This window comes from Amycolatopsis sp. NPDC001319, assembly GCF_042896185.1.
Lineage (GTDB): Bacteria > Actinomycetota > Actinomycetes > Mycobacteriales > Pseudonocardiaceae > Amycolatopsis.
In genome coordinates this window covers 101,053-124,469 of the sequence record NZ_JBIAWY010000017.1, presented here as the reverse complement: position 1 = coordinate 124,469, position 23,417 = coordinate 101,053, and the positions used below count along the sequence as shown (strand labels likewise).

Annotated in this window: 14 protein-coding genes and 2 tRNA genes; 7 read left to right on the top strand and 9 right to left on the bottom strand. The window is 70.8% G+C overall.

The genetic code is table 11. From position 1 onward, the window contains the following. Window positions 1-217 precede the first annotated feature (217 nt). Window positions 218-1,630, top strand: a complete 1,413-nt coding sequence (aspS, locus tag ACFY1H_RS43075; RefSeq protein ID WP_386955936.1) for an aspartate--tRNA(Asn) ligase — start codon at window positions 218-220, stop codon at window positions 1,628-1,630. Between the two features lie 95 nt (window positions 1,631-1,725). Continuing rightward, the gene (locus tag ACFY1H_RS43070; protein WP_386955935.1) at window positions 1,726-2,214 is read left to right on the top strand and encodes a hypothetical protein; all 489 of its coding nucleotides are present in this window, start codon (window positions 1,726-1,728) and stop codon (window positions 2,212-2,214) included. Here the strand turns inward: ACFY1H_RS43070 and ACFY1H_RS43065 are convergent. Both ACFY1H_RS43065 and ACFY1H_RS43060 read right to left on the bottom strand, forming a co-directional pair. Continuing rightward, window positions 2,211-4,442 carry an MMPL family transporter gene (locus ACFY1H_RS43065; RefSeq protein WP_386955934.1) on the bottom strand — a complete coding sequence of 744 codons (2,232 nt, stop codon included), beginning with the start codon at window positions 4,440-4,442 and terminating at the stop codon, window positions 2,211-2,213. The genes ACFY1H_RS43070 and ACFY1H_RS43065 overlap by 4 nt on opposite strands. A gap of 108 nt (window positions 4,443-4,550) precedes the next feature. Then, window positions 4,551-5,003, bottom strand: a complete 453-nt coding sequence (locus ACFY1H_RS43060) for a MarR family winged helix-turn-helix transcriptional regulator (protein ID WP_386955933.1) — start codon at window positions 5,001-5,003, stop codon at window positions 4,551-4,553. A 154-nt stretch (window positions 5,004-5,157) separates the two neighbouring features. Here ACFY1H_RS43060 and ACFY1H_RS43055 point away from each other — a divergent pair, with 154 nt between their 5' ends. From ACFY1H_RS43055 to ACFY1H_RS43045, 3 genes are all read left to right on the top strand, one after another. After that, window positions 5,158-5,928 (top strand): SDR family NAD(P)-dependent oxidoreductase, encoded by a 771-nt coding sequence (locus tag ACFY1H_RS43055; protein WP_386955932.1) that lies wholly within the window; start codon window positions 5,158-5,160, stop codon window positions 5,926-5,928. A 28-nt stretch (window positions 5,929-5,956) separates the two neighbouring features. Next, entirely contained in the window at window positions 5,957-6,790 is an 834-nt protein-coding gene (locus tag ACFY1H_RS43050; protein ID WP_386955931.1) for an aldo/keto reductase, read from the top strand. A gap of 63 nt (window positions 6,791-6,853) precedes the next feature. Beyond that, entirely contained in the window at window positions 6,854-7,381 is a 528-nt protein-coding gene (locus ACFY1H_RS43045; RefSeq protein ID WP_386955929.1) for a GNAT family N-acetyltransferase, read from the top strand. Here the strand turns inward: ACFY1H_RS43045 and ACFY1H_RS43040 are convergent. The 4 genes from ACFY1H_RS43040 to ACFY1H_RS43025 all read right to left on the bottom strand — a co-directional run bounded on the left by ACFY1H_RS43040 (window position 7,336) and on the right by ACFY1H_RS43025 (window position 11,825). After that, on the bottom strand, window positions 7,336-8,160 hold the full coding sequence (locus ACFY1H_RS43040) for an SAM-dependent methyltransferase (RefSeq protein WP_386955927.1): 825 nt from the start codon (window positions 8,158-8,160) through the stop codon (window positions 7,336-7,338). The genes ACFY1H_RS43045 and ACFY1H_RS43040 overlap by 46 nt on opposite strands. Window positions 8,161-8,256: 96 nt before the next feature. Beyond that, window positions 8,257-9,351 (bottom strand): WD40/YVTN/BNR-like repeat-containing protein, encoded by a 1,095-nt coding sequence (locus tag ACFY1H_RS43035; protein ID WP_386955926.1) that lies wholly within the window; start codon window positions 9,349-9,351, stop codon window positions 8,257-8,259. A 311-nt stretch (window positions 9,352-9,662) separates the two neighbouring features. Further along, a complete protein-coding gene (locus ACFY1H_RS43030; protein WP_366586523.1) occupies window positions 9,663-10,223 on the bottom strand; it encodes a type 1 glutamine amidotransferase domain-containing protein in 561 nt (186 codons plus the stop codon). Between the two features lie 60 nt (window positions 10,224-10,283). After that, a complete protein-coding gene (locus tag ACFY1H_RS43025) occupies window positions 10,284-11,825 on the bottom strand; it encodes a PP2C family protein-serine/threonine phosphatase (RefSeq protein ID WP_386955925.1) in 1,542 nt (513 codons plus the stop codon). 154 nt (window positions 11,826-11,979) lie between these two features. On the opposite strand from ACFY1H_RS43025, the gene ACFY1H_RS43020 reads away from it, so the two are divergent. Beyond that, window positions 11,980-16,701 (top strand): HAMP domain-containing protein, encoded by a 4,722-nt coding sequence (locus ACFY1H_RS43020; protein ID WP_386955981.1) that lies wholly within the window; start codon window positions 11,980-11,982, stop codon window positions 16,699-16,701. Here the strand turns inward: ACFY1H_RS43020 and ACFY1H_RS43015 are convergent. Next, window positions 16,653-16,726: transfer RNA gene (locus ACFY1H_RS43015), tRNA-Gly, on the bottom strand. The two genes, ACFY1H_RS43020 and ACFY1H_RS43015, sit on opposite strands and share 49 nt — an antisense overlap. Window positions 16,727-16,834: 108 nt before the next feature. Here ACFY1H_RS43015 and ACFY1H_RS43010 point away from each other — a divergent pair. Next, window positions 16,835-16,908: transfer RNA gene (locus ACFY1H_RS43010), tRNA-Pro, on the top strand. Window positions 16,909-17,275: 367 nt separating this feature from the next. Here ACFY1H_RS43010 and ACFY1H_RS43005 read toward each other — a convergent pair. Together ACFY1H_RS43005 and ACFY1H_RS43000 are read right to left on the bottom strand one after the other, a co-directional pair. Then, window positions 17,276-18,274: a DUF6454 family protein gene (locus ACFY1H_RS43005; RefSeq protein WP_366586529.1), complete on the bottom strand. Its 999-nt coding sequence runs from the start codon at window positions 18,272-18,274 to the stop codon at window positions 17,276-17,278. A gap of 190 nt (window positions 18,275-18,464) precedes the next feature. Beyond that, window positions 18,465-23,417, bottom strand: coding sequence for an AAA family ATPase (locus ACFY1H_RS43000; protein WP_386955924.1), 4,953 nt, complete (start codon window positions 23,415-23,417; stop codon window positions 18,465-18,467).

The window sequence follows — 23,417 nt, the reverse complement described above, 5'->3', positions numbered from 1 at the left end:
CAGAGAGCCGCCATCGCTGAGAGGCGGCGCCGCGCCCCCGCCGCGAAGACACTCCCGAGCAGCGGGGAGGCAATGCCCCGCCGGCCGGCCCCCGACACCGGGCTCAGCTTTCTCGAGGCCGCCGGTTTCCCCATCGGCGGCGAAGGTGCGGTGGTACCGCGAGCTCCCTTCTCGCCCGCACCCCCAAGGGTTCGCCGAGTTCACTCAAGGAGAGTGGATGTCCCCTCGCACCCTGGTCGCCGACCTGCCCGCCCACGCCGGCGCCACCGTGACCATCGCCGGCTGGCTCCACCGCCGGCGCAGCCTGAAGTCCGTGACGTTCCTGGTGATCCGGGACCGGACGGGATTGGCTCAGGTGGTTTTCAATGCGCCACCTCACCCCAGCCCGAACACACCCCCGCCCCCTCACCCCGACCCGAACACGCCCCCGCCCTCCCTGGGGGGCGTCCCCGTCTCCATTCTATCGCCCACCCCCGACAAAAACGGGGGCCAAGCCGAATCAGGCCCGAGTTGTCCACAACTCGGCTCGGGTGTGGACAAGTCCCCCGACAGCACCGAAATCCCGCAGCTGAGCGAAGAAACCGTCGTCGAGATCACCGGGCGGGTCGTCGCCAACAAGCAGGCACCCGGCGGAATCGAGATCGCGGAAGCGACCGTCAAAGTCCTTGCCAAACCTGAGAAACGGCCGCCGTTCGACCTCTACCGGCCGACGATCCCGGCGGCATTGCCGACCGTGCTGGACAACGCGGCCGTCGCACTCCGGCATCCCGAGCTGAAGCGGCGCCACGAGATCGCGGCGCGCAGCGTCGCGGCGTTCCGGCGTGCGCTCGACAGCCGCGGCTTCACCGAGGTGCACACGCCCAAGATCGTGGCCACCAGCACGGAATCCGGCGCCAATGTCTTCCAGCTCGACTACTTCGGTAAACCGGCTTACCTCGCCCAGTCGCCGCAGTTCTTCAAACAGGCGTTGGTCGGTGTCTTCGAGCGCGTGTACGAAGTCGGCCCCGTCTTCCGCGCCGAACCCCACGACACCGCGCGCCACCTCGCGCAGTACACCAGCCTGGACGCGGAACTCGGCTTCATCACCGACCACCGTGACGTGATGGCTGTGCTGCGGGATGTCGTCGCGGAAATGGCCGCCGCCGTGGGGCCTGAGGCGCCGCACGTCCCTGCCGAGATCCCGAGTGTCTCCTATCCCGCGGCGCAAGAGATCCTGCACAGCACCGAACCCGACCTCTCCCCCGAAGACGAACGCCGCCTCGGCGAATGGGCCCTGGACAACCACAATTCGGAGTTCCTCTTCGTCACCGGCTACCCCATGGCCAAACGCCCCTTCTACACCCACCCGGACCCAGGGCACCCGGGCCTGTCCAACAGCTTCGACCTTCTCTTCCGCGGCCTGGAACTCGTCACGGGCGGCCAACGGCTGCACCGCTACGCCGACTACCTCGCCGCCCTGGGCCCCGACGCCGACCAGTACCACGACTACCTCGCCACCTTCGCCCACGGCATGCCACCCCACGGCGGCTTCGCCATCGGCCTCGAACGCTGGGTCGCGCGAGTGTTGAAGGTGCCCAACATCCGTGGTACGACGTTGTTTCCCCGAGACCTGCACCGGTTGCGGCCGTAGGAGACCTAAGTGGACGGTTCAGGGCGTCGGTCGGCCCTTCGGGTAAAATCCAGCCGTCCGCGCGGGTGAGAGGCCAGCGAACCAGGGGGTCAGCCGTGGTCAGTCGACGCCGAACCGTGCTGTGGCTCTGCGGCGCAGGACTGGTCCTCTGCGCCGGCCTCCTGGTCATCTCCGGCACTCCCACCGTGTGGCTCGGCCGGCAGATCACCGACACTCGGACATTGCCCGTGCCGACCCGAGGCGAGGCCGAAGCCCTGCTGAGCCAGGCAACCGGCTTCGCCCGGGCTCACGACTACGCGGGCCTGTGCCAGACCGTCGCACAAGATGTGAGCGCCTGCCAGAAGGTGCTGGATCGGGCTGATATCTCGCACGTCGCGCCCTCCCCCGCGCCGCCCGCGGTGGAGGGCGCGCGCAGCCAACCGGACAACGGCACCATCCAGGGAGCCGAGGTGCTGCACATCCGCGGCACCCGCGCCGACGGCACCTCCTACACCGCCGACTTCTCCGCCGTCCGGACCACGGACGGGCAGATCCGCAGCCAGAACGCCGTCTACTGGTTCAGCAGCTTCGGCAAACCGGCCTAAGTGGACGGTGTCGACTCCGGCGAAGGCGAAGGTGAAGGCGACGACGAAGGCACCGGCGACGGCACCTCCGGCACCCCCTCCGGCTCCGGCTCCAGGTGCGGCAACAACCGGTCCAGCCAAGGCGGCAGCCACCAACTGTGCTTCCCCAGCAGGAACATCGCCGCCGGCACGATGATGAGCCGGATGATCGTCGCATCGATCAGGACGCTGACGCCGAGGCCCAGGGCCAGGATCTTGATCACCACGTTCGGCGAAGCCAGGAACGCGAAGAACACGCACACCATGATCACCGCGGCCGAAGAGATCACCCGGGCGGTCACGGCGAGGCCATCGGCCACGCTCGCGTGGTTGTCCTTCGTCCGCAGCCAGGCCTCGTGCACCCGCGAGAGGAGGAACACCTCGTAGTCCATCGACAGGCCGAACACGATGGCGAACATGATCATCGGCACGTAGGACTCGATGGGCACCTTCTCGTGCACCCCCAGCAGCGCCCCGCCCCAGCCCCATTGGAACACCGCGACGATCACGCCATACGAAGCGGCGATGGACAGCAGGTTCAGCAATGCGGCCTTCAACGCCAGCACCGGGCTGCGGAAAGACAGCAACAGCAACACGAACGCGGCCGCCACCACAACGCCGATGATCGTGGGCAGGCGGGCGGCCACGATGTCGCGGAAGTCGAGCTGGCCCGCCGTCATGCCGGTGACGTAGCTGGTCGCACCGGCCAGCGCCGGGGGCAGGGTCTGGGTGCGCAGGGTGGCGAGGAGCTCGTCGGTGGCGGCGTCCTGCGGGCCGGTGGTGGGCGTGACGGTGGACAGGATCACCGCGCCGTCCGGGCTGGGGGTCATCGGAGTGGCCGAGGCGACGCCGGGGGTTTTGGCCAGGGCCTGCTGCACGGTCGAACCCAAGGCGGCGTCGGAGGATTCCACGACGACGGTGAACTGGCCGTTGGCGCCCGGGCCGAAGCCGCTGCTGATGGCGTCGTAGGCCTGGCGCGTGGTGGTCCCGGCGGGGTCGGCGCCCTCGTCGATGTGGCCGAGCTGCATGGAGAACGCGGGGATGGCGAGCACGGCGGCCACCAGCACGCCGCCGCCGAGGTAGCGCCAGGGATGGCGGTCGATGCGCACGGCGTAGCGGTGCCAGGCGCTTTCCTTGCCGTCGGCCGACTGCTCGGCCACGGGCTTGCGCACGTGCCAGCGGTCGATCCGCCGTCCGGACAGGCCGAGCAGCGCGGGCACGAGCGTGGTCGCCGCGATGCCGGCCACGACCACCGTGATCGCGGCGGCCAGGCCGAGCTTGCCGATGAACGCGACGCCCACGGTGAACAGGCCCATCAGCGCGATGACCACTGTCGTCGCGGCGATGAGCACCGAACGGCCGCTCGTCGCGACGGTGCGGCCGGCGGCCGTGACCGGATCGGCGCCGTCGAGCAGGTGCTGGCGGAAGCGCGTGGTGAGGAAGAGGGCGTAGTCGATGCCGACGCCGAGGCCGATCATGATCGCGAGCGTCGGCGACGCCGTGGCGAAGCTGATCGCGGCCGCCAGCAAGCCGAGGATGCCGAGACCCGTGGCGACGCCGATCACCGACGTGACGATGGGCAGGCCGGCGGCGATGACGCTGCCGAAAGCCAGCAGCAGCACCAGGATCGCGACGATGATGCCCACGGACTCCGAGCGCAGGTCGCCCGCGCCGGGTTCGGCCGCCTTGCCGAGCGCGCCGCTGTAGTCGACCTGGACGCCGGCCGCTCGGACGGGGTCGGTGGCCTTGTCGATGCCGTCGACGAGGCCGGTGCCGAGCGTGGCGGGCTTGTCGTCGAACTGGATGTTGGCGAAGGCGACGCGGCCGTCGGGCGCGGTGGTGCCCGGCGCGAGCGGGTCGGACAGCGACACGACGTGGGGCACGGCGCGAACCTGCGCCGCGGCCTGCTCGATGGCCGCGCTCTGGCTGCTCAGCGTGCCGGAGTCGGTGGTGAAGACCAGGCGCGCGCTGTTGGAACCGCCGACGATGCCGTGCTCGGCGAGCACGGCGCTGCCGCGGCCGGACTCGGCGTCGGGCAGGCTGAAGTCGTCACTGTACGTGCCCCCCACGAGGTTGTTGGCCACCGTCGCGCCGGCCAGCACCAGGATCCAGACGACGATCACCGGCCACGGGTGCCCGGCACACCAGCGGCCGAGGCGCTCGAGTATTCCGGCGGGAGCTTCTTCCGTGGTACGAGCGTTTTCCGTCATTTCGCCACCCGGCTTCCGGGAGTTTTCCCGGTTCAGCGTCACGCCTGGAACCGCTCCCGCCTAGGGCCGAAGGTCCTCGGAGGGCCCCAGCCGGATGGTGACGCTGCGTTACTGCTTCGCGAAGGCGAGCGACCCCAGCGCGCCGACGAGGGGCGCCAGTTCCGGCAGCTCCTCGGCCTCGGCGAGCGCGGCCGACAGTGTGGCGTCGTGCGTCGGGCGGGCCGCGTCCAGCAGCTCGCGGCCCGCGACGGTCACCTCGGTGTAGATGCCGCGCCGGTCCGTCGGGCAGAGGTAACGCGACAGCAGGCCGCGGTCCTCGAGTCGCGTGACCAGGCGGGTGGTGGCCGACTGGCTCAGCACCACGGCGTTGGCCAGCTGGTTCATCCGCAGGTGGAAGCCGTCCTGGCGGGCGAGCACGTCGAGCACGGTGTACTCGCTCACCGACAGCTCATGGTCGCGCTCCAGCGCGCGCTGCAACCGGTCTTCGATGCGCGCGTGCAACGCGGCCAGAGTGCGCCAGCCCTGCGCCCGGGCCTCCACGGCGTCGTCAGCCAGTGACACGGTTCACCCCTTCTCGCCGACCCCCGCGGTTGCGGGTGGTTCGCCCTTCAGGCAGTATCGAGCGTGTGCAAATAACCGCGTGTGCAAGTATTGCCGACGCTCGTAATCGTCTGCTGTCACTGTACTCGCGAACGCAGGAAGGGGTATCCACCCGATGAACATCGACCTGAGCGGGCGCACCGCGCTGGTCACCGGGTCCACCGCCGGCATCGGCGAGGCCGCGGCCGCCGCGCTGGCCGCCGCCGGGGCCGACGTGGTGGTGAACGGCCGCAACGCCGACCGCGTCGACGAGGTCGCGAAGCGCCTGGGCGTGCGCGGGATCGCCGCCGACGTCGGCACGGCCGACGGGGTCGCTTCGGTCATCGAGCAACTGCCGGACGTGGACGTGCTGGTGAACAACGCGGGCGTCTTCGCGGCGATCCCGGTGTTCGAGATCAGCGACGACGAGTGGCTGCGGATCTACCAGGTCAACGTGCTCTCGGGCGTGCGCCTGACGCGGCACTACGCACCCAGGATGGTGAATCGCGGGTGGGGCCGGGTGATCTTCGTCAGCAGTGAATCGGCGGTCCAGCCGCCGACCGAGATGGTCCACTACGGTATGACGAAGACGGCCCAGCTGGCGTTGTCCCGCGGGATGGCTCAGGAGGTGGCCGGCACGGGCGTCACCGTCAACAGCGTGCTGCCCGGACCCACGCTCACCGAGGGCGTGCGCGAGTTCGTGAGCAGTCTGTACCCGGACCTCGACTTCGCCGAGGCCGAGCGGCGGTTCATGGCCCACGACCGTCCGACTTCCCTGCTGGGCCGCCTGATCCGCCCGGAGGAGGTGGCGAACCTCATCACCTACGTCGCCTCCGACCAGGCCGCCGCGACCACCGGGGGCGCGCTGCGCGTCGACGGTGGGGTCGCGTCGGCGATCATTCCGTAAGTTTCTTTGCTATGGAAGGGTTTTCGAGTTGACCAGCGTTCCTGTCACCAAGTTGAACAACGGCGTCGAGATGCCACAGCTCGGCTTCGGCGTCTTCCAGGTGCCGCCCGCCGAGACGAAGGCCGCGGTGAAGACCGCCCTCGACGCCGGCTACCGCAGCATCGACACTGCCACGGCGTACGGCAACGAAGCCGCGGTCGGCGAGGCCCTCGCCGAGTCGGGCATCCCCGCCGACGAGCTGTTCATCACCACCAAGCTGTGGAACAGCGACCAGGGCTACGACGAGACGCTACGCGCGTTCGACTCCAGCATCGCCGCCCTGGGCCTCGACCGGCTCGACCTCTACCTCATCCACTGGCCGCTGCCCGCGCGCGACAAGTACGTCGCCACGTGGAAGGCGCTGGAGAAGCTCTACGCCGACGGCCGCGTGCGCGCCATCGGCGTGTCCAACTTCCAGCCGGCGCACCTGCGCCGCGTACTCGACGAGGGCAGCGTGGTGCCGGCCGTGAACCAGATCGAGCTGTCGCCGTACCTCGTGCAGCAGGAACTGCGCACCTTCCACGCCGACCACGGCATCGCCACGGAGGCCTGGAGCCCGCTGGCCAAGGGCGGCGACCTCCTGGGCGAGCAGGCCGTCGCCGACGTCGCCGCCGCACACGGGCGCACCCCGGCCCAGGTCGTGCTGCGCTGGCACCTGCAGCTGGGCAACGTGGTCATCCCGAAGTCCGTCACACCCTCCCGCGTGGCCGAGAACTTCGACGTCTTCGGCTTCACCCTCACCGACGCCGAGCTGGCGAGCCTGTCCGCGCTCGACCGCGGCCTGCGCACGGGTCCGGACCCGGACACGTTCGACGTGGCGTGAGATCGTGTTGAAACGGGCGGCTTCCCACGTGGGAGCCGCCCGTTTTTCGTTCTACGGTGCGGTATGGAGATCGAGCTGCGGGACTGGCTGCCCGACGACGCGGCGTGGTACGTCGCGCAGGTGCAAGACCCCGACACGCTGCGCTTCACCACGGAACGGGCGACGCTGACGGTCGCGGAGTTCCGGCGCGCGCTGGAGGCATTGCGCCACAACGAGAACGCCCTCGGCTTCGTCGCCATCGCCGCCGGGTCCGGCGAACGGCTGGCCAACGTCGCGGCGGAGCGCAGAGGTGCCGTCGCCGAGGTCAGCTACTGGGTGGCAGCCTCCGCGCGAGGCCGCGGAGTCGCACGGCGCGCGCTCGCCGAGCTGTGCCGCCGGGTGAGCGCCGCGTGGCCCGGCACCGAGATCCGCCTCTGGACGCACGCCGACAACATCGCTTCGCGGCGGGTGGCCGAGCACGCCGGCTTCGGCCGCGTCGAAGGCCCGCCCACGAAGGAGGTCGGTGGCCAGGTCTGGCCGGTGGTCCACTACGCCAGGGAAAACCGTCAGGAAGACTCCGGCTTCCTCGCCACGCCACCCAACGTCAGGTAGTTCAGATCCCCCAACGGAATCATCCTCGGACCGTCCGGCCACCACTCGTGCAGCGGGCCCAGGCCCGGCTCCAGCAGCTCCAGCCCGGTGAAAAACGACTCGATCTCCTCGCGCGAGCGGTGCACCGTGCCGAGGCCCGTGCCCTGGAAGGTCGAGTCGATGAGGTGCGCCAGGGCCTGGCGAGGGGGGTCCGCGGGGGGTGTGTGGTGGTGGGTGAGCAGCAGGTACGAGCCGGGGGCCAGCTGGTCGACGTAGCTGCGCACGATGAACTGCGCGCGGTCGAGGTTGTCGATGTGGTGGACGATCGAGCAGAGCAGCAGGGCCATCGGGCGGTCGAAGTCGAGGTGGCGGTAGACGATGGGGTCACCGAGGGTGGCGCCGGGGTCGGTGAGGTCGGCGCCGGAGACGTGGGTGCGGTCGTTGGTCTCCAGGACGGCGCGGCCGTGGACCTGGACGACCGGGTCGTTGTCGACGTACACCACGCGTGCGTCGGGGTTGTGGCGCTGGGCGACCTCGTGGGTGTTCTCCGCCGTGGGCATGCCGGAGCCGAGGTCGAGGAACTGGTCGATGCCCCGGTCGGCGGCGAGGTGGCGGACCACGCGCATGAGCCATTCGCGGTGCTCGCGCGCCATGGCCTGGGCGCCCGGGGCGACGGCGAGCAGGCGCTGGAGCATCACGCGGTCGGCTTCGTAGTGGTCGCAGCCGCCGAGCAGAGCGTCGGACAGGCGGGCCAGGCTGGGCCGGTCGTGGTCGAACCGCGTCGAGGTCCCCGAAACCACCACTGCCCCCTTCGCGCCACGGACAGTGCACAGGGTACGACACCGGGTTCACCCCGGGAACCCACTCCCCGCAGCCTGCTCCACCTGCAGTAACGCTCAGGAGAACGAGAGTTCTACCCACGTGCTCCCGGCGTCGGTCGTCCGATATACAGCGGAGCCGCTCTCGGCGTCCGGCAGGCCGTCGACGACCACGCCGACGCCGTCGCCCACGAAGGCCAGATCCGACAGCCCCACGCCCCGATCAGACAGCACCGCGGTGGTCCACGTGTGGCCGCCGTCGGTGGTGTGGTGGAGGAAGCCGTCGCCGCCGCCCTCGGCCGCGACGGTCGCGGTGTCGGCGGTCGCCGCGCCGAAGCCCTGCGTGATGCCGACGGCCGGCGCGTCGGCCGTGCCGCTGAACGTGCCGCCCAGCCTCGGCGCGCGCCACATCCGCCGCTCCGACGAACCCGGCTGCGGTGAACCCGGGCTGCTGCTGCACAACGCGATCACCTGTCCGGCCCGCACCCCGCCCAGCGACGCCGTGGTCCCCGACGGGCACGGCGGCGAAGCGGGCGTGAACACGACACCGTCCCGCGAAGTCCAGTACTCCTCCCTGCGGTAGTCGGCGCCCAGCGCGATCTGCACCCCGCCCGCGGTGGCCACATCGCCGTAGGTGATCCCGCCCGTGACCTCGAACCCCGGCAGCGGCGCCAGCACGGGCCCGCCCGCCGGGCCCGAGTACACGGACGTGGTGTTGCCGTACGAATTGCTCGTGACCACGGCGAAAATCCGCCCGCCCGTCTCGGCCAGCGCCGACACGTACCGCTGCCCGCCGCCGGCGACCAGGACCGTGAACCAGTGACGGCCGCCGTCGCGGGTGGCGAGGATGCGGGAACCGTCGGTGACGTACAGGTGCTCGGTGCTCGCGGCGACGAGCCGGACGTGGTTGTGGTTGTCCGGCAACGACATCGGCGGCGCGCCGAGCCGCCGCCAGTGCGCGCCGCCGTCGGTCGTGGCGAGCAGGACCGGGCACCAGCCCGGCTCGCCGCAGTCGGTGTAGCCGAGCACGAAGCCGTGCTCCGGCCCGGTCCAGCTCGTGGACGCGGGCGCGAAGCCGGCGGGAACGGCAGGAGCGGCGGTGGCGGAGGCAGGGACGAGGGCCAGCACGGCGAGTGCGGCCGCGACGACGGCGGCGCACCGGGTGGATTTCATGATCGGCAGACGTCCGGCTCTCACCCAGGTTGCCCGCCTGCCCCCGGACGGCGCGGAATTCAGCCCTTCGGCTTCCGCGGCGCCGGAGGCGCGGGTGGCCCCGGAGGTTCCGGCTGAGGAACCTGAACCTCCTTCACGGCCTTGTCCCCGGCAGGGGCGGGCGTGTCGAAGTGCTCCCGGCACCACCGGCCGTATCGCCTCGAATGCACTGTCATCGCGTCACCTCCTCCCGCATCGCACGGCTCGGACCCATCAAGGGTCCCCCGCGGACCGGAAGAGCGCCACTGCTTTGCGCGTGTCGATGACAAGCCTCAGCCGACCGGGTGGCGCCCCTCGGCGAACTCCTCGATCACCTTCGCGCAGAAGGCCGGCAGGTCGTCCGGGTTCCGGCTGGACACGAGACCGTTGTCCACCACCACTTCTTCGTCGACGACGGTGCCGCCCGCGTTGCGGATGTCCGTGCGCACGCTGGGAAACGACGTCAGCGTGCGACCGCGGAGAACGTCGGCCTCCACGAGCGTCCACGGTCCGTGGCAGATCACGCCGACGGGTTTGCCCGCGCGCACGAAATCGCCCGCGAACCGCACGGCCGCCGGATCGCGGCGCAGGTTGTCGGGGTTCATCGTGCCGCCGGGCAGCAGGAGGGCGTCGTAGTCGTCCGCGGAGACGTCGGCGACGAGCCGGTCGACCGGGAACGTGGCGCCCTTGTCGATGTCGCCGTTCATGGCCTGGATCTCGCCGTCGGCGAGCGAGACCAGGTCCGCCGTCGCGCCTTCGGCGGTGACCGCCTTGCGCGGCTGTTCCAGCTCCACCTGCTCGACGCCGTCGGCGGCCAGGATGGCCACCTTGCGGCCCTGAAGTGCGTTCCCCATCGGGTTTCCCTCCATCCGGGTCCAAGTGACTGGTCCCCGGCTACCCGCGTGGCGGACCGCTCAATCCGCGCGCGCCGCGGCTTCGATCGCGAGCACGGCGATGTCGTCGTGGCCGGAGTTGCCCAGCCACGCGCGCACGGCCTCGCGCAGCCGCGCGACGACCCGGTGCGCGGGCAGCCCGACGCAGTCGGCGAGGACGCTGTGGAACCGCTCGTCGCCGAACAGCTCGGCCGATTCCGTGCGGTTGCGCGCTTCCGTGACGCCGTCGGTGTAGAGCAGGCAGACGTCGCCCTCGTCGAGGTGCACCGTCGCCTCGGCGAAGCGGGCCTGCGGCGAGATCCCGACGAGCGTGCCCGGCACGCTCACCTCCTCGACCCCGCCGTCGCGGCGCAGCACGAGCGGCGCCGGATGCCCGCCCGAGGCGAGCGTGACGTCGAGCCCCGATTCCGCCGGCACCACCGAGCCGAGCACGAGCGTCGCGAAGCGGTTGGAGCCGCCGGCGATGAGCAGTTCGTTGAGCAGGCGCAGCATCGTGCGCCCGTCTCGTTCCACGAGCTGCAGCGCGGCCAGCGAATGCCGCACGCGGCCGGTGAGCGCGGCCGCCTCGGCGCCCTTGCCGCAGATGTCGCCGACCACCACGAACGCGCTGCCGTCGTCGCGGGCGAGCACGTCGTAGAAGTCTCCGCCCACCCCGAGAACGCCGCCGGCCGGCTCGTACCAGAGCTCGAAGGTGGCGCCCTCGACCTCGGCCGGCGGGGTCGGCTTCAGCGTGGTCTCCAGGCCGCGCGTCGCTTCTTCCTGACGCGCGTAGCGCTGCGCGTTGGCCAGCGCCGTGCCCGCGGCCGTGGCGAACGCCTCGATCGCCCGCGGCTGCCCGGCGCCGAACGCCGGTTCCGAGCGCCGCCCGATCAGCACCGCGCCCGTGACGCCGCCCTCGTCGACGCCCAGCGACACCACCGAAACCTCGGCGTGGCCGGAGAATCGCTCGGCCACCGCGGCGGGCATCGTCGCCACCTCCGCGGCCGGCACCACGCGCACCTCGGGCGGGCCGACGGCCGCGAAGGTCTCGGCCACGGCCGGCGCGTGCTGCGCCGGCACCCGCCGGATGCGGCCGTGGCCGGGCGCGCCGTGGTCCTCGCAGCTCCACCACTCCCAGCGGCCGCGGGTGGTGGGCAGCAGCACGAACACGCAGTCGCCCAGCGCCGACGCGGCCAGCTCGGCGATCACGCGCGCCGTGCCGTGGCGGCCGCGGGCCGCCGCGAGTTTCGGACCGGCTTCCGCGAGGAACTCCTCAGGACGGCGAGGACTGTCGTCGACCACGGTCCACACGCGCCAGCCCTCGGGCAGCGCACGCACGTGCGCGGCGCGGCGGACGTCGCCGAGGTCGATGCGGCCGGTGGTCTCCGTCACGGTGTCGAGCACGGGCGGGCCTTCGGCGGCCAGCGTGCGCGCGGCCGCGTTGGCCCAGCGCACAGCGCCGGCCGGGTCCTGGACGAACACGGGGTCCCGCACGTCTTCGAGCACCGAACGCCAGAACCCCCCGTACTCGGGCAGCTCGGCGCCGGGTGGCAGGGCCGACGCCGGAGCGGGCCGTGACACCATGCACGAACCTCCTGCCTCCGGGTCGACCGACTTGTCGTCAGTACAAGGTTGGCACAGCGTGAGCGGGCGGACTGGCTCGAAGTGTAGGGCGAACCGTGGCACGCTGGGTCGACGACCATGGCTGGCACACGCGTGGTGGAGAGGGTCGGCACACATGACAACCGGTTCCGAGCGGGACGAGATCACCGGTGGCACGGGCATCCCCGCCGGTGAGGCGGCCGCGCTGGAGCGGCTCCTGGCCGCCGTCCGTGACCTCGGCGAAGGCAACTTCCGCCGTCGGCTCGTGGCGAGCGGCGACGGGATCGCAGCTCAGCTCGCGGGCGCGTTCAACGACATCGCCGAGCGCAACCAGCGGCTCGTGACGGAACTCATGCGCGTGCGCGGCGCCGTCGGGCAGGAGGGCCGGCTCACCGAGCGCGTGCGCGCGGAGATCGGCCCCGGTGGTTGGACCACCGCCGTCGAGACCGTCAACGGGCTCATCGAGGACGTCAGCAAGCCCGTGGTGGAGCTCGACCGGGTGCTCGGCGCCGTGGCCGAGGGCGACCTGTCGCAGCCGATGGCGCTGCAGCTGGACGGCAAGCCGCTGCAGGGCCAGTACGCCGACCTCGCGAAGACCGTGAACGGCCTGCTCGCCCAGCTTTCGCGCTTCGCCGCCGAAGTGATCCGCCTCTCGCGCGAGATCGCCGGCGAGGGCCGCCTGGGCGGTCAGGCCGAGGTCCCCGGCGTGGCCGGCACCTGGCGCGACCTCACCGACTCCGTGAACTTCCTCGCCGACAACCTCACCGAGCAGGTCCGCAACATCGCCCAGGTCACCACGGCCGTGGCGCGCGGCGACCTGACCAAGAAGATCGACGTCGACGCCCGCGGCGAGATCCTCGAGCTCAAGACCACCATCAACACCATGGTCGACCAGCTCTCCGCGTTCGCCGACGAGGTCACGCGCGTCTCGCGCGAGGTCGGCAGCGAGGGCCGCCTCGGCGGCCAGGCCCGGGTGCCCGGCGTCGCCGGCACCTGGCGCGACCTCACCGACTCGGTGAACCTGATGGCCGACAACCTCACCGACCAGGTCCGCAACATCTCGCAGGTCGCCACGGCGGTCGCGGCGGGCGACCTGACCAAGAAGATCGACGTCGACGCCCGCGGCGAGATCCTGCAGCTCAAGACCACGCTCAACACGATGGTCGACCAGCTCTCCGCCTTCGCCGACGAGGTCACCCGCGTCGCCCGCGAGGTCGGCAGCGACGGCCGGCTCGGCGGCCAGGCCGAGGTGCCGGGCGCGGCCGGCACCTGGCGCAACCTCACCGACTCGGTCAACCAGATGGCCGACAACCTCACCGACCAGGTCCGCAACATCTCCCACGTGACCACCGCCGTGGCGAAGGGCGACCTGACGCAGAAGATCACCGTCGACGCGCGCGGCGAGATCCTCGAGCTCAAGACGACGATGAACACGATGGTCGACCAGCTCTCCGCCTTCGCCGACGAGGTCACGCGCGTGGCGCGCGAAGTCGGCACAGAAGGCATGCTGGGCGGCCAGGCACAGGTCCCCGGCGTCGCCGGCATCTGGCGCGACCTGACCGGGTCCGTGAACTTCATGGCCAACAACCTCACCGCACAGGTCCGTAACATCGCGCAGGTGGCCACGGCCGTCGCGCGCGGCGACCTGACCAAGAAGATCGCGGTGGACGCCCGCGGCGAGATCCTCGAGCTGAAGACCACGCTGAACACGATGGTGGACCAGCTTTCCGCGTTCGCCGACGAGGTCACGCGAGTCGCGCGCGAGGTCGGTACCGAGGGGAAGCTCGGCGGTCAGGCGACCGTGCCCGGCGTGGCCGGCACGTGGAAGGACCTCACCGACAACGTCAACTTCATGGCCAACAACCTCACCGACCAGGTGCGGAACATCTCGCAGGTCACCTCCGCGGTGGCGAAGGGCGACCTGACGCAGAAGATCAGCGTCGACGCGCGCGGCGAGATCCTGGAGCTCAAGAACACGCTGAACACGATGGTGGACCAGCTTTCCGCGTTCGCCGACGAGGTCACGCGGGTGTCCCGCGAGGTCGGCACCGAGGGCAAGCTCGGCGGCCAGGCGCGCGTGCCCGGCGTGGCCGGCACGTGGAAGGACCTCACCGACAACGTCAACGGCATGGCCGACAACCTCACCGAGCAGGTCCGCAGCATCGCGACCATGGCGAGTGCGGTGGCCAACGGCGACCTGTCGAAGAAGATCTCCATCGACGCCGCCGGTGAGGTCGCGGCGCTCGCGGCCACGCTGAACAGCATGGTCGAGACGCTGCGCGCGTTCGCCGACGAGGTCACGCGCGTGGCGCGCGAGGTCGGCACGGAAGGCATCCTCGGCGGCCAGGCGCGCGTGCCCGGCGTGGCCGGCACGTGGAAGGACCTCACCGAGAACGTCAACTTCATGGCGCACAACCTGACCAGCCAGGTGCGCAACATCTCGCAGGTGACCACGGCGGTCGCGCGAGGGGACCTCTCGCGCAAGATCGACGTCGACGCGCGCGGCGAGATCCTGGAGCTCAAGACCACGATGAACACGATGGTCGACCAGCTCTCCGCGTTCGCGTCGGAGGTCACGCGTGTCGCGCGCGAAGTCGGCACCGAGGGCAAGCTCGGTGGCCAGGCCGAGGTCGAAGGCGTATCCGGCACGTGGAAGCGGCTCACGGAGAGCGTGAACCAGCTGGCCGGCAACCTCACCACGCAGGTGCGCGCCATCGGCCAGGTCGCCACGGCCGTGACCGCGGGCGACCTGACCCGCCACATCACCGTGGACGCGTCCGGTGAGCTGGCGGACCTTAAGGACAACATCAACCAGATGATCGCGAACCTGAAGTCGACGACATCGGCGAACCGCGAGCAGGACTGGCTGAAGACCAACCTCGCGCGCCTCGGCGGGCGGATGCAGGGCCACCGCGACCTCGCTTCCGTGGCCACGCTCATCCTGTCGGAGCTGGCGCCGCTGGTGAGCGCCCAGCAGGGCGCGTTTTTCCTCGCCCACGACGACGGCAGCGACCCCGACCGCAAGGTGCTCGACTGCATCGCCGCCTACGGGCTCGCGCAGTCGCGCGCGGGGCTGCGGTTCACGCTCGGCGAGTCGCTGATCGGGCAGGCCGCCGTCGACCGGCAGACGATTCTCGTGCGCGAGGCGCCGCCGGAGTACGCGCTGGTGTCCTCGGGCCTCGGCTCGGCGCCGCCGGTGAACGTGATCGTGCTGCCCGTGCTGTTCCAGGGCGAGGTGCTCGGGGTGCTGGAACTGGCCTCGGTCAACGAGTTCTCCGCCGTGCACCTGGATCTGCTGGAGCAGCTGCGCCACACCATCGGCGTCAACGTGAACACGATCCTGTCGAACTCGCGCACCGAGGCGCTGCTGACCGAATCGCAGCGGCTGGCCCAGGAGCTGCGCGCGCGGTCGGAGCAGCTGCAGGCGCAGCAGGGCGAGCTGCGGCGCTCCAACACGGAGTTGGCCGAGAAGGCGGCGCTGCTGGCCCAGCAGAACCGCGACATCGAGGTCAAGAACATCGAGATCGAGCAGGCGCGCCAGGAGCTGGAGGAGCGCGCCGGGCAGCTCACCGTGGCGTCGCAGTACAAGACCGAGTTCATGGCGAACATGTCGCACGAGCTGCGAACTCCGCTCAACAGCGCGCTGATCCTCGCGAAGCTGCTGTCGGAGAACCCGGAGGGCAACCTCACGGAGAAGCAGATCCAGTTCGCCCGCACGATCTACGCGGCGGGCAGCGACCTGCAGCAGCTGATCAACGACATCCTCGACCTCGCGAAGGTCGAGGCCGGGCGCATGGACCTGCAGATGTCGGACGTGACGCTGCCGGAGCTCGTGAACTACGTCGAGTCCCTGTGCCGCCCGCTCACCGCGGACAAGGGGCTGGAGTTCGCGGTCCGCATCGATCCGCCCGTGCCCGGCAGCGTGCACACCGACGAACACCGGTTGCAGCAGGTGCTGCGCAACTTGCTGTCCAACGCCGCCAAGTTCACCGACGAGGGCGGCGTGCGGCTGCACATCCGCATGGCGTCGGCCGAGGAGGTCGAGCAGGAGGCGCTGCAGTCGGCGGCGGGGATCATCGCGTTCGCCGTGGAGGACACCGGCATCGGCATCCCCGAGGAGAAGCTGGCGATCATCTTCGACGCGTTCCGCCAGGCCGACGGCACCACCAGCCGCAAGTACGGCGGCACCGGCCTCGGGCTCTCGATCAGCCAGCAGCTCACGGAACTCATCGGCGGCGAACTGCGGGTGCGCAGCGAACCAGGCAAGGGCAGCACGTTCACGCTGTACCTGCCCGTGGGCGCCGCGAACCTCATCGCGCCCGCCGTCCCGGTGCGGCCCAAGCCGAAGCTTCCGGTCCTGCCGAGCACGATCACCGTGACCGAACCGGACAGCGCCCCGAAGCGCTTCAACGGCGAGAAGGTCCTCATCGTCGACGACGACCTGCGCAACGTCTTCGCCCTCGCCGCGGTGCTCGAACAGGCCGGCCTCGAGGTGATCTACGCCGACACGGGCGTCGCGGGCATCCGCGCCCTGGAACGCCACGAGGACACCGCGTTGGTGCTGATGGATGTGATGATGCCCGAGCTCGACGGCAACGCCACCATCGCGGCCATCCGTGCCGAGGCTGCGCACGAGGACCTGCCCGTGATTGCCGTCACAGCCAAGGCCACCGCCGAGGACCGCGAACGCACCCTCGCCTCGGGCGCCGACGACTACATCACCAAGCCGGTGGACACCGACCTGCTCCTGGACGTGATCGCGACCCGCCTCGAGGCCGACGCGGCCTCGTCTTCGCAGGTGAACGGATATGGAGCGGGTGACGGGAATCGAACCCGCGTAGCTAGTTTGGAAGACTAGGGCTCTACCATTGAGCTACACCCGCAGCGCCCCTCGGGGACCCAGTGGACCCGGAGGCTGGCCCAGCTTAGCGTGAGGGCTAGGCTGGTGCCGCACACCCCCTCCGGACCACGTTCCGGCGGGTGGCGGGCATCGGGATGTGGCGCAGCTTGGTAGCGCATCCGCTTTGGGAGCGGAGGGTCGCAGGTTCAAATCCTGTCATCCCGACTCAGGCAATTGGTTCGACCAGCGAGACGGCGGGGCTTCTCCGGGTGGAGAGACCCCGCCGTCTCGGTTTTCGTCTCAGTACAAGCCGTTATACGCAGGCCGGATGATTCGTCGTCATCCGGGCTCGCCGCCTACCCCATCGCGGCGTCCGGCAATCGCTGGGCGGGGACAGCGATGGGCGGGCGCATGAACGAGCCAATGTGGACAGAGACCGCGGACCTGTCCATGAGGTACGGGATTCTCGCCATCGGGGACTTGACCGCGGGCTCACCCATCCCAAGCCTGCCACTCGTTACGGCACGTTGGCCATCGTCTGCCGCTCGGCGGTGATCCGCCACGCGACAACCACCTCCGTGCAGCACACGGTCTAGCCTGCCTCGTGGACCGTGGTGGTGTAGGTGTCGATCGAATCGCCCGCGGCGTACTGCGTCAACACGACACCGTCCGGGGTGGGCGTGGCGAGGATTTCGTTGGCGTTGCCGCCGCCGATCTTCGTCGGGTAGCCGTTGAGAATCGCGTGGTCGGGGTCCTCGAGGTCGATCAGGTCGAACCCGCCGTGGGACTGGATGCCTTCAGCGGCACCGGAGCAGAGCATCTTCTCGTACGGCACGTACTGGCAGTCCTGGTAGCCGACGTAGTCCGAGGGGTTCTTCCAGGTGCCGACGAGCTTCCCCTTCAGGGTCCACTCGTAGAAGGTCCGCGAGTCCCAGCTCTGGCCCACCAGGGTCTTCTTCACCGGGTCGTAGACGACGCCGCCGACGTGGTCGTAGTCGACCGTGAAGAGGGTCGTGACCTGGTAGGTCTTGATGTTGATCCGCAGGATGTCGGCCGAGCTGTGCGGCGAGTCGACCGCGAGCGGGACATACGCGTAGTCGCCGTAGACCTCGAAACCGCCGGCGTGGGTGCGGGCGCCGTCGACGAACGCGATGTCCTTGATGAGGGTGCCGTTCTTGCCGAGGATGACGAGGTGGCCGTCGTTGGCGGTGTGGTCGTAGACCGAGATGTAGTAACGGCCGTTGTAGTACTTGAAGCCCTCTTGCTCGTAGTCGACGCCGGCAGGCTGCCAGGTCTGCGGGATGGAGCCGGACTTGGTCCAGACGGTGTTCTGGTCGACCTGCTCGAAGGCAGCCACCAGCGAAGCGTCGCGGTGGTCGGCGCCCGGGGTCTTGACGTTGTCCTTCGGGGACTGCGCCGCCGGGCCGGCCTGGACCTCGATCGGAGCCGGGTCGGCCAGGGTCGCGGCGACAGCGGTGGAGGCGATGCCGGCCACGGCGAGGGACGCGCACGCGATGACAGCGAGACGCGTGCGATTGCCGTGGCGCGAGCTCGGGTGCGCTGCAGCGGACCTGGTGGGGAAGATTCTCATGGGCCGACGCTCTCGAAGGCGTCTGGCCGGTTCGTGAAGAAGGACGGATCGGATCGCGAACCTTGCCTGAAGCCATGATCAGGTGTTCACCAAGAGGCCCACTTCGGTTTGTCCGGTAGGGCTGATTTCGCAGCTGTCGCGGACGTGCTGGTTCACGGATGGTCCCGCGCCCGCCGCAGGTCAGCTCCGGTCATGGTGACGACGGTGCCTTGGTTGGCCGGGGTGATCTCTGGTCCGGTCCCGAGAGGGGAAGGGTCACGTGCAGGGCGGTGCCCGCGCCGGGTGGGCTTTCGAGGTGGAGCCGGCCGCCGATGGCTTCGGCGCGGTCTTTGAGGCCGAGCAGCCCGGTGCCCCGGGTGAGGTCGGCGCCACCGACGCCGTCGTCGCGGACCGTGATGCGCAGGACGCCGGTGGCGGGGTCGGGATCGATGGTGACGGCGACCGAGGACGCGCGTGCGTGTTTGGCCGCGTTGGTCAGGGCTTCGGCGATGATGAAGTAGGCGCTGACTTCGATGGGCTCGGGCAGAGGTGGCAGCGGGTGGAGGTCGAGCTCGACCGGGATCGGCGAGCGGCGGGCGAGAGCGCGGACGGCCGGTGCGATTCCGCCGGTGGCCCGGATGCCGGGGTGGAGGCCGTGGGCGATTTCGCGTAGCTCGTCCAGCACGCCGATGGTTTCGCCGGCGAGGTTGTCGAGTTCGATGGCGAGGTGGCCGGTGTCCGGTGGCATCTCGGCTTGGATCGCGCGCAGGCGGAGGGTGAGGGTGACCAGGCGTTGCTGGGCGCCGTCGTGCAGGTCGCGTTCGATGCGTTGGCGTGCTTGGTCGGCGGCGGTGACGATGCGGGCTCGGGAGGCGGTGAGCTGGGTGTAGAGCTGGGCGTTGTCGAGGGAAACGGCGAGTTGGCCGGCGATGAGTTTGACGGCGTCGAGCCGGTCGGCGGTGAACGCGCCGCGGATCAGGCGGTTTTCCAGCAGCAGCGCGGCTCGCAGGACGGCGCGGCTGAGGATGGGTACGGCGAGCAGCGAGCAGCCGGAGAGGTCGGTGAAGCACGGGTCGTGGGCGAAGCGTTCATCGTGGGTGACGTCATCGACGACCAGTGGTGTCTCGGTCCGGCGGAGGTAACGCAGCACCGACATCGGCACCGCGCGGTCGTGACCGGGGGTGCCCGTGGTTTCGGGCAGCAGCCAGTTCTGCTGGTCGTCGCTCCACAGCAGCAGGCGGACGTCGGTGGCCCCGGTCATCGCGCTGAGCACCTCGACGACGCGCGCGTGCAGGCGCTCGATGCTGGTCTCGGAACTCAGTGCCTGGGACGCGGAGAGAATGCCGAGCAGGTCGAGGGTGCCCGTGGTGACTGCGCCGGGTTGATTCAGCAGCTCGCCGGGCTGGTTCAGGGCCGGCCCGAGGCTGGCCTCGAAGTGTCGTCGCAGCGTGGGGTAGGCCCAGTCGAGTTGGGTGACCTTGGCGCTCGCGCCCCAGGCGGCGTAGTGCCGATGGGCCTGGGCGAGCAGTTCGCGACCGGCGTGGTCCAGACCGCGGGCCAGGTGGAAGCGCGCGGCGCGCTCGGTGATCAACGCACGGTGCCAGGGCCTGGCGCGGCGGGAGACCTCGCTGCGGGCCGCGTCGAACGCCAGCTCGGCGGCCTGCACATTACCCGCCGCCCAGGCCCGCTCGGCCTCCATCCACCGCAGCAGGTGCAGGAAATTGTCCGGGGCGTCCGCGGCCCGGGCGGCCAGCCAGCCCGTCACCTCGTCCAGTTCGGACAGCAGCGCGCAGCGTTCGTCGCCGTCGGCCGCGCGGGCGCGCTCGGCGAGGGCCAGCCCGTGCAGCGAGCGGACCACGGCGGTGGGGTAGAAGCCGGCGGCAACCGGGAGCAGCCGCATTCCCGCCGCGCTCTCCCGGATCAGACTGTCCAGATCCCCCGAGACGGCGGCGGCGATCGCGCGAGCGAGATGCGCGTGGAGAAGCGCGAGCGGGTTGTCGGTGAACCGGTCGAGGGTGATCGGGTCGGCAGGGCTGTCGCCGCGGAGCACGTCGGCCAGCCAGCGGTAGGTCTCGAGCACCTGTCCGGTCTGCTCGTTGCCGGTCCGGTGCACGAAGTTCAGTCCACTGTCGACTTCGGCGAGGAGGCTTTCCAGCGACGGGGCGCAGTCCGCCAGGGACCGCACTGTCAAGAGGAAGGTGTAGCCGGCGTTCGTCAGGTCGCCCTCGGCGATCAACCCGTCCCGGGCCCGCTGAGCTTCGTGGACTCCGTTCTCGATCGGCTCCAGCCAGCAACTGAAGAGGGCGGACCGGTGGCGCGCCCGCGACATGCCGGGCTCGGCGCCGCGGGCCTCGGCCCACGCCAGGAGCCGCTGTGCCGCCCGGTATCCCCCGACGTAGTCGCCGCGCTGCGCCACGGCGCAGTAGGCGGCGGCGCCGGCGGGCCCGAGCAAGGTGGGGCCGGGGCCGTGGTCGATCCAGATCCGCAAGCCTTCCAGCCCGATCCACGCGACCGAGGCGAAATCGGCGGCGAAGTAGGCCGCCAGGAACGCCGCGTCGAGCACGTCGGTCGCGTCCAGGAGCACGGAGTCGGTGAGATCCGGCCGGGCCAGGTCGTCGGCGGGGTCGCTGTGCTCCAGCCAGTGGTGGAGGAGCGCGAACCCCCGGTCGATTTCGGCGGGGAGCCGCTCCGCCGACGGGACGTCGAGCCCGCACTCCCGCAGCGACTGCAGGCTGAGACTGATCGCCTCCCCGAACCGGCCCTGGTAGCTGAGGCTGCGCACGTGGATCGCGATCGCGCTCGTGCGCTCCGGTGTGCTCGGGCAGAGCCGTTCGATCTCCCGGTACTCGTCGTCGGCCTCTCCCAGGCGGCCCAAGCTGAACAGCGCCGCCTGCCGGGTCCTGCGCAGCTCGAGCGCCACCGCGGTCTGCGCGGGGTCGACCACCTGCAACGCGGCCACCAGGAGCGCGTTCACCAGCGCGTGATCGCCGATCAGCGCGGCCTGGCCGGCCGCGCGCTGCAGCAGCTCGGTCACCTCTCGCCGCTCGGTGAGGTCTTCGACCGCGTCGAGCACCGCCAGGTACTGCTCGGCGGCGACCGCGAACAGGTCAGGTGCTCGGGCCAGCCGTCGTGCCATGGCCAGTTGCAAGGCGCTTCGCCGCTGGGGACTGAGCCCGCGCAGGATGGCCTCGCGGATGCGGTCGTGGCGGAACCGCACGGCGTCGCGCTCCAGGACGAGCAGGCCCTCGTCGGCGGGCGGAGTCAGGCGCTGTGCCACCACGTCGGCCGCTTCGCCGGTGGCGGTCTGCAGCACCTCGGTCTCGACCTGCCCACCCACGCAGGCCATCGCCTCCACCAGCTGCCGCGACGGCGGCGGCAGGGCCCGGATCCGCGACGTCAGCAGGTCGCCGCCCTCCGCCGGGCCCAGGCGGGCGCGCACTACCGCGGGGTCCCACTGCCAGCCCGCGGAGGTCGCGGTGAGGACGCCGTGGTGAGCCAGCGCGGTGAGCAGCTGCACGGTTTCGTAGGGGTTGCCGCGGGTGTGCGGTGCGATCACCCCGACCAGGCCCGTCGCGGCGGCTGCTTCGGCGTGCAGCATGTCGGCGACCAGGGCGATCAGGCTGGGGGTGGGCAGGTTCTCCAGCTGCACGTAACGCACGCCGGCCCGGTCACGTGACCGCGACAGCGTCGGTGGCTGTGCCGTTTCCCCCTCGTTGTCCCGGTGCACGCCCACCACCAGCAGGCCGGGGATCGGGTCGGTGTCGAGCAACAGGTCGACGAAGCCGAGCGGGCCGGGGCCGGCCCATTGCAGGTCGTCGAGGAACAGCACCAGCGGCCGGTCCGGGGAGGCGACCGCGCGCAGGATGCGAACACTGTTGTGTTGCGCGCGCACTCGTGCGGTGAGGAGATCGCCGGGATCGGGCGGCACGGCCAGCAGGGCGGCGAACTCCGGCACGACGGCGGTGAGCAGGCCCGCGTTCGGGCCGACTGCGTCGGTGATCCGTAGCCGGAGCTGGGCCAGCTCGCTCTCCGGCTGGGCCAGGAGCAACCTGCCGAGCGAGCGGAACGCCTGGAACACCCCGTCGAATTCCAGGTCGCGCCGGTACTGGTCGAACTTGCCGGCCAGGAACCAGCCGCCCCGGCTGGTGACCGCCGGCCGCAGCTCGTGGGCCAGGGCCGTTTTGCCGACTCCGGCCGCACCGCCGATCAGCACTCCCCGGCACCGGCCCGTCAGCGCGTCCTCGAACGCCGCCCGCAACGCGGCCACCTCGATGTCGCGCCCCACCAGCCGTGCCGGGGCGAAGGGCCGGCGCGGGAAGTCGTGGTGCCCGATCGGGATCGGTTCCGTCGCGCGCCCGGTCCGGGCGTCACGCAACCGTTCCAGGTCGTGCGCCACACCCTCCGCGGTCTGGTAGCGGTGGTCGGGTTCCTTTTCCAGGAGGTGCGCGATGATCTCGGACAGCGGGGCGGGGAGGGCCGGGTTCACCTCGGCCGGGGGCGCAGGTACCCGGGCCAGGTGGTCGTGGACCAGTCGCAGCGGGTTGTCGGAGCCGAACGGCGGCGCGCCTGTTGCCAGTTCGTAGAGCGTGGCACCCAGCGCGTAGAGGTCGCTGCGTTGATCCAGCGGACGGCCGGTCCGCCCGGTTTGCTCGGGCGCGAGGTAGGCCAGTGTCCCGACGATGTCGCTGTGGCCGGGGAAGGGTGGGCCGGGGTCGGTGAGGGAGGCGGCGAGCGCGAAGTCGAGCAGGCACGGGGTGCCCTCGGGGGAAAGCACGATGTTCGCGGGGGTGATGTCGCGGTGCAGCACCCCGCGCCGGTGCATGGCCGCCACGGCTCGGGCCACCCCGAGCCCGACCCCGAGCAGGACGTCGACGGGAAGTGGCTCCGCCCGTCCGGCCAGGCTTCGGCCGCCGGCGTCCGCCAGCACGATCGACCCCGCATAGCGCGGCGCGTCCAGCAGCTGGGCGACATTCGGAACCCCGCGAAGCCGCTCCAGCATCGCCCGCTCGTGCCGCAGCCGCTCGGGTGCGTCCGGGCCCAGCGGCTGTTTGCACACCACAGTCCGCTTCCCGAGGAACACCCGGCTTACCCGCGTGCGCCCGGTCTCGCTCAGCACGGCCACCTGCGCGGACGAACCCCGCCCCGGCAGCCCACCAGTGTCCAT

What these genes read in the sequence shown, in the direction of transcription:
- ACFY1H_RS43000 (WP_386955924.1), bottom strand. Translation starts at nt 23,417, where the DNA reads ATGGACACTGGTGGGCTGCCGGGGCGGGGTTCGTCCGCGCAGGTGGCC.
- ACFY1H_RS43055 (WP_386955932.1), top strand. Translation starts at nt 5,158, where the DNA reads ATGAACATCGACCTGAGCGGGCGCACCGCGCTGGTCACCGGGTCCACC.
- ACFY1H_RS43065 (WP_386955934.1), bottom strand. Translation starts at nt 4,442, where the DNA reads ATGACGGAAAACGCTCGTACCACGGAAGAAGCTCCCGCCGGAATACTC.
- ACFY1H_RS43005 (WP_366586529.1), bottom strand. Translation starts at nt 18,274, where the DNA reads ATGAGAATCTTCCCCACCAGGTCCGCTGCAGCGCACCCGAGCTCGCGC.
- ACFY1H_RS43035 (WP_386955926.1), bottom strand. Translation starts at nt 9,351, where the DNA reads ATGAAATCCACCCGGTGCGCCGCCGTCGTCGCGGCCGCACTCGCCGTG.
- aspS (WP_386955936.1), top strand. Translation starts at nt 218, where the DNA reads ATGTCCCCTCGCACCCTGGTCGCCGACCTGCCCGCCCACGCCGGCGCC.
- ACFY1H_RS43020 (WP_386955981.1), top strand. Translation starts at nt 11,980, where the DNA reads ATGACAACCGGTTCCGAGCGGGACGAGATCACCGGTGGCACGGGCATC.
- ACFY1H_RS43045 (WP_386955929.1), top strand. Translation starts at nt 6,854, where the DNA reads ATGGAGATCGAGCTGCGGGACTGGCTGCCCGACGACGCGGCGTGGTAC.
- ACFY1H_RS43025 (WP_386955925.1), bottom strand. Translation starts at nt 11,825, where the DNA reads ATGGTGTCACGGCCCGCTCCGGCGTCGGCCCTGCCACCCGGCGCCGAG.
- ACFY1H_RS43030 (WP_366586523.1), bottom strand. Translation starts at nt 10,223, where the DNA reads ATGGGGAACGCACTTCAGGGCCGCAAGGTGGCCATCCTGGCCGCCGAC.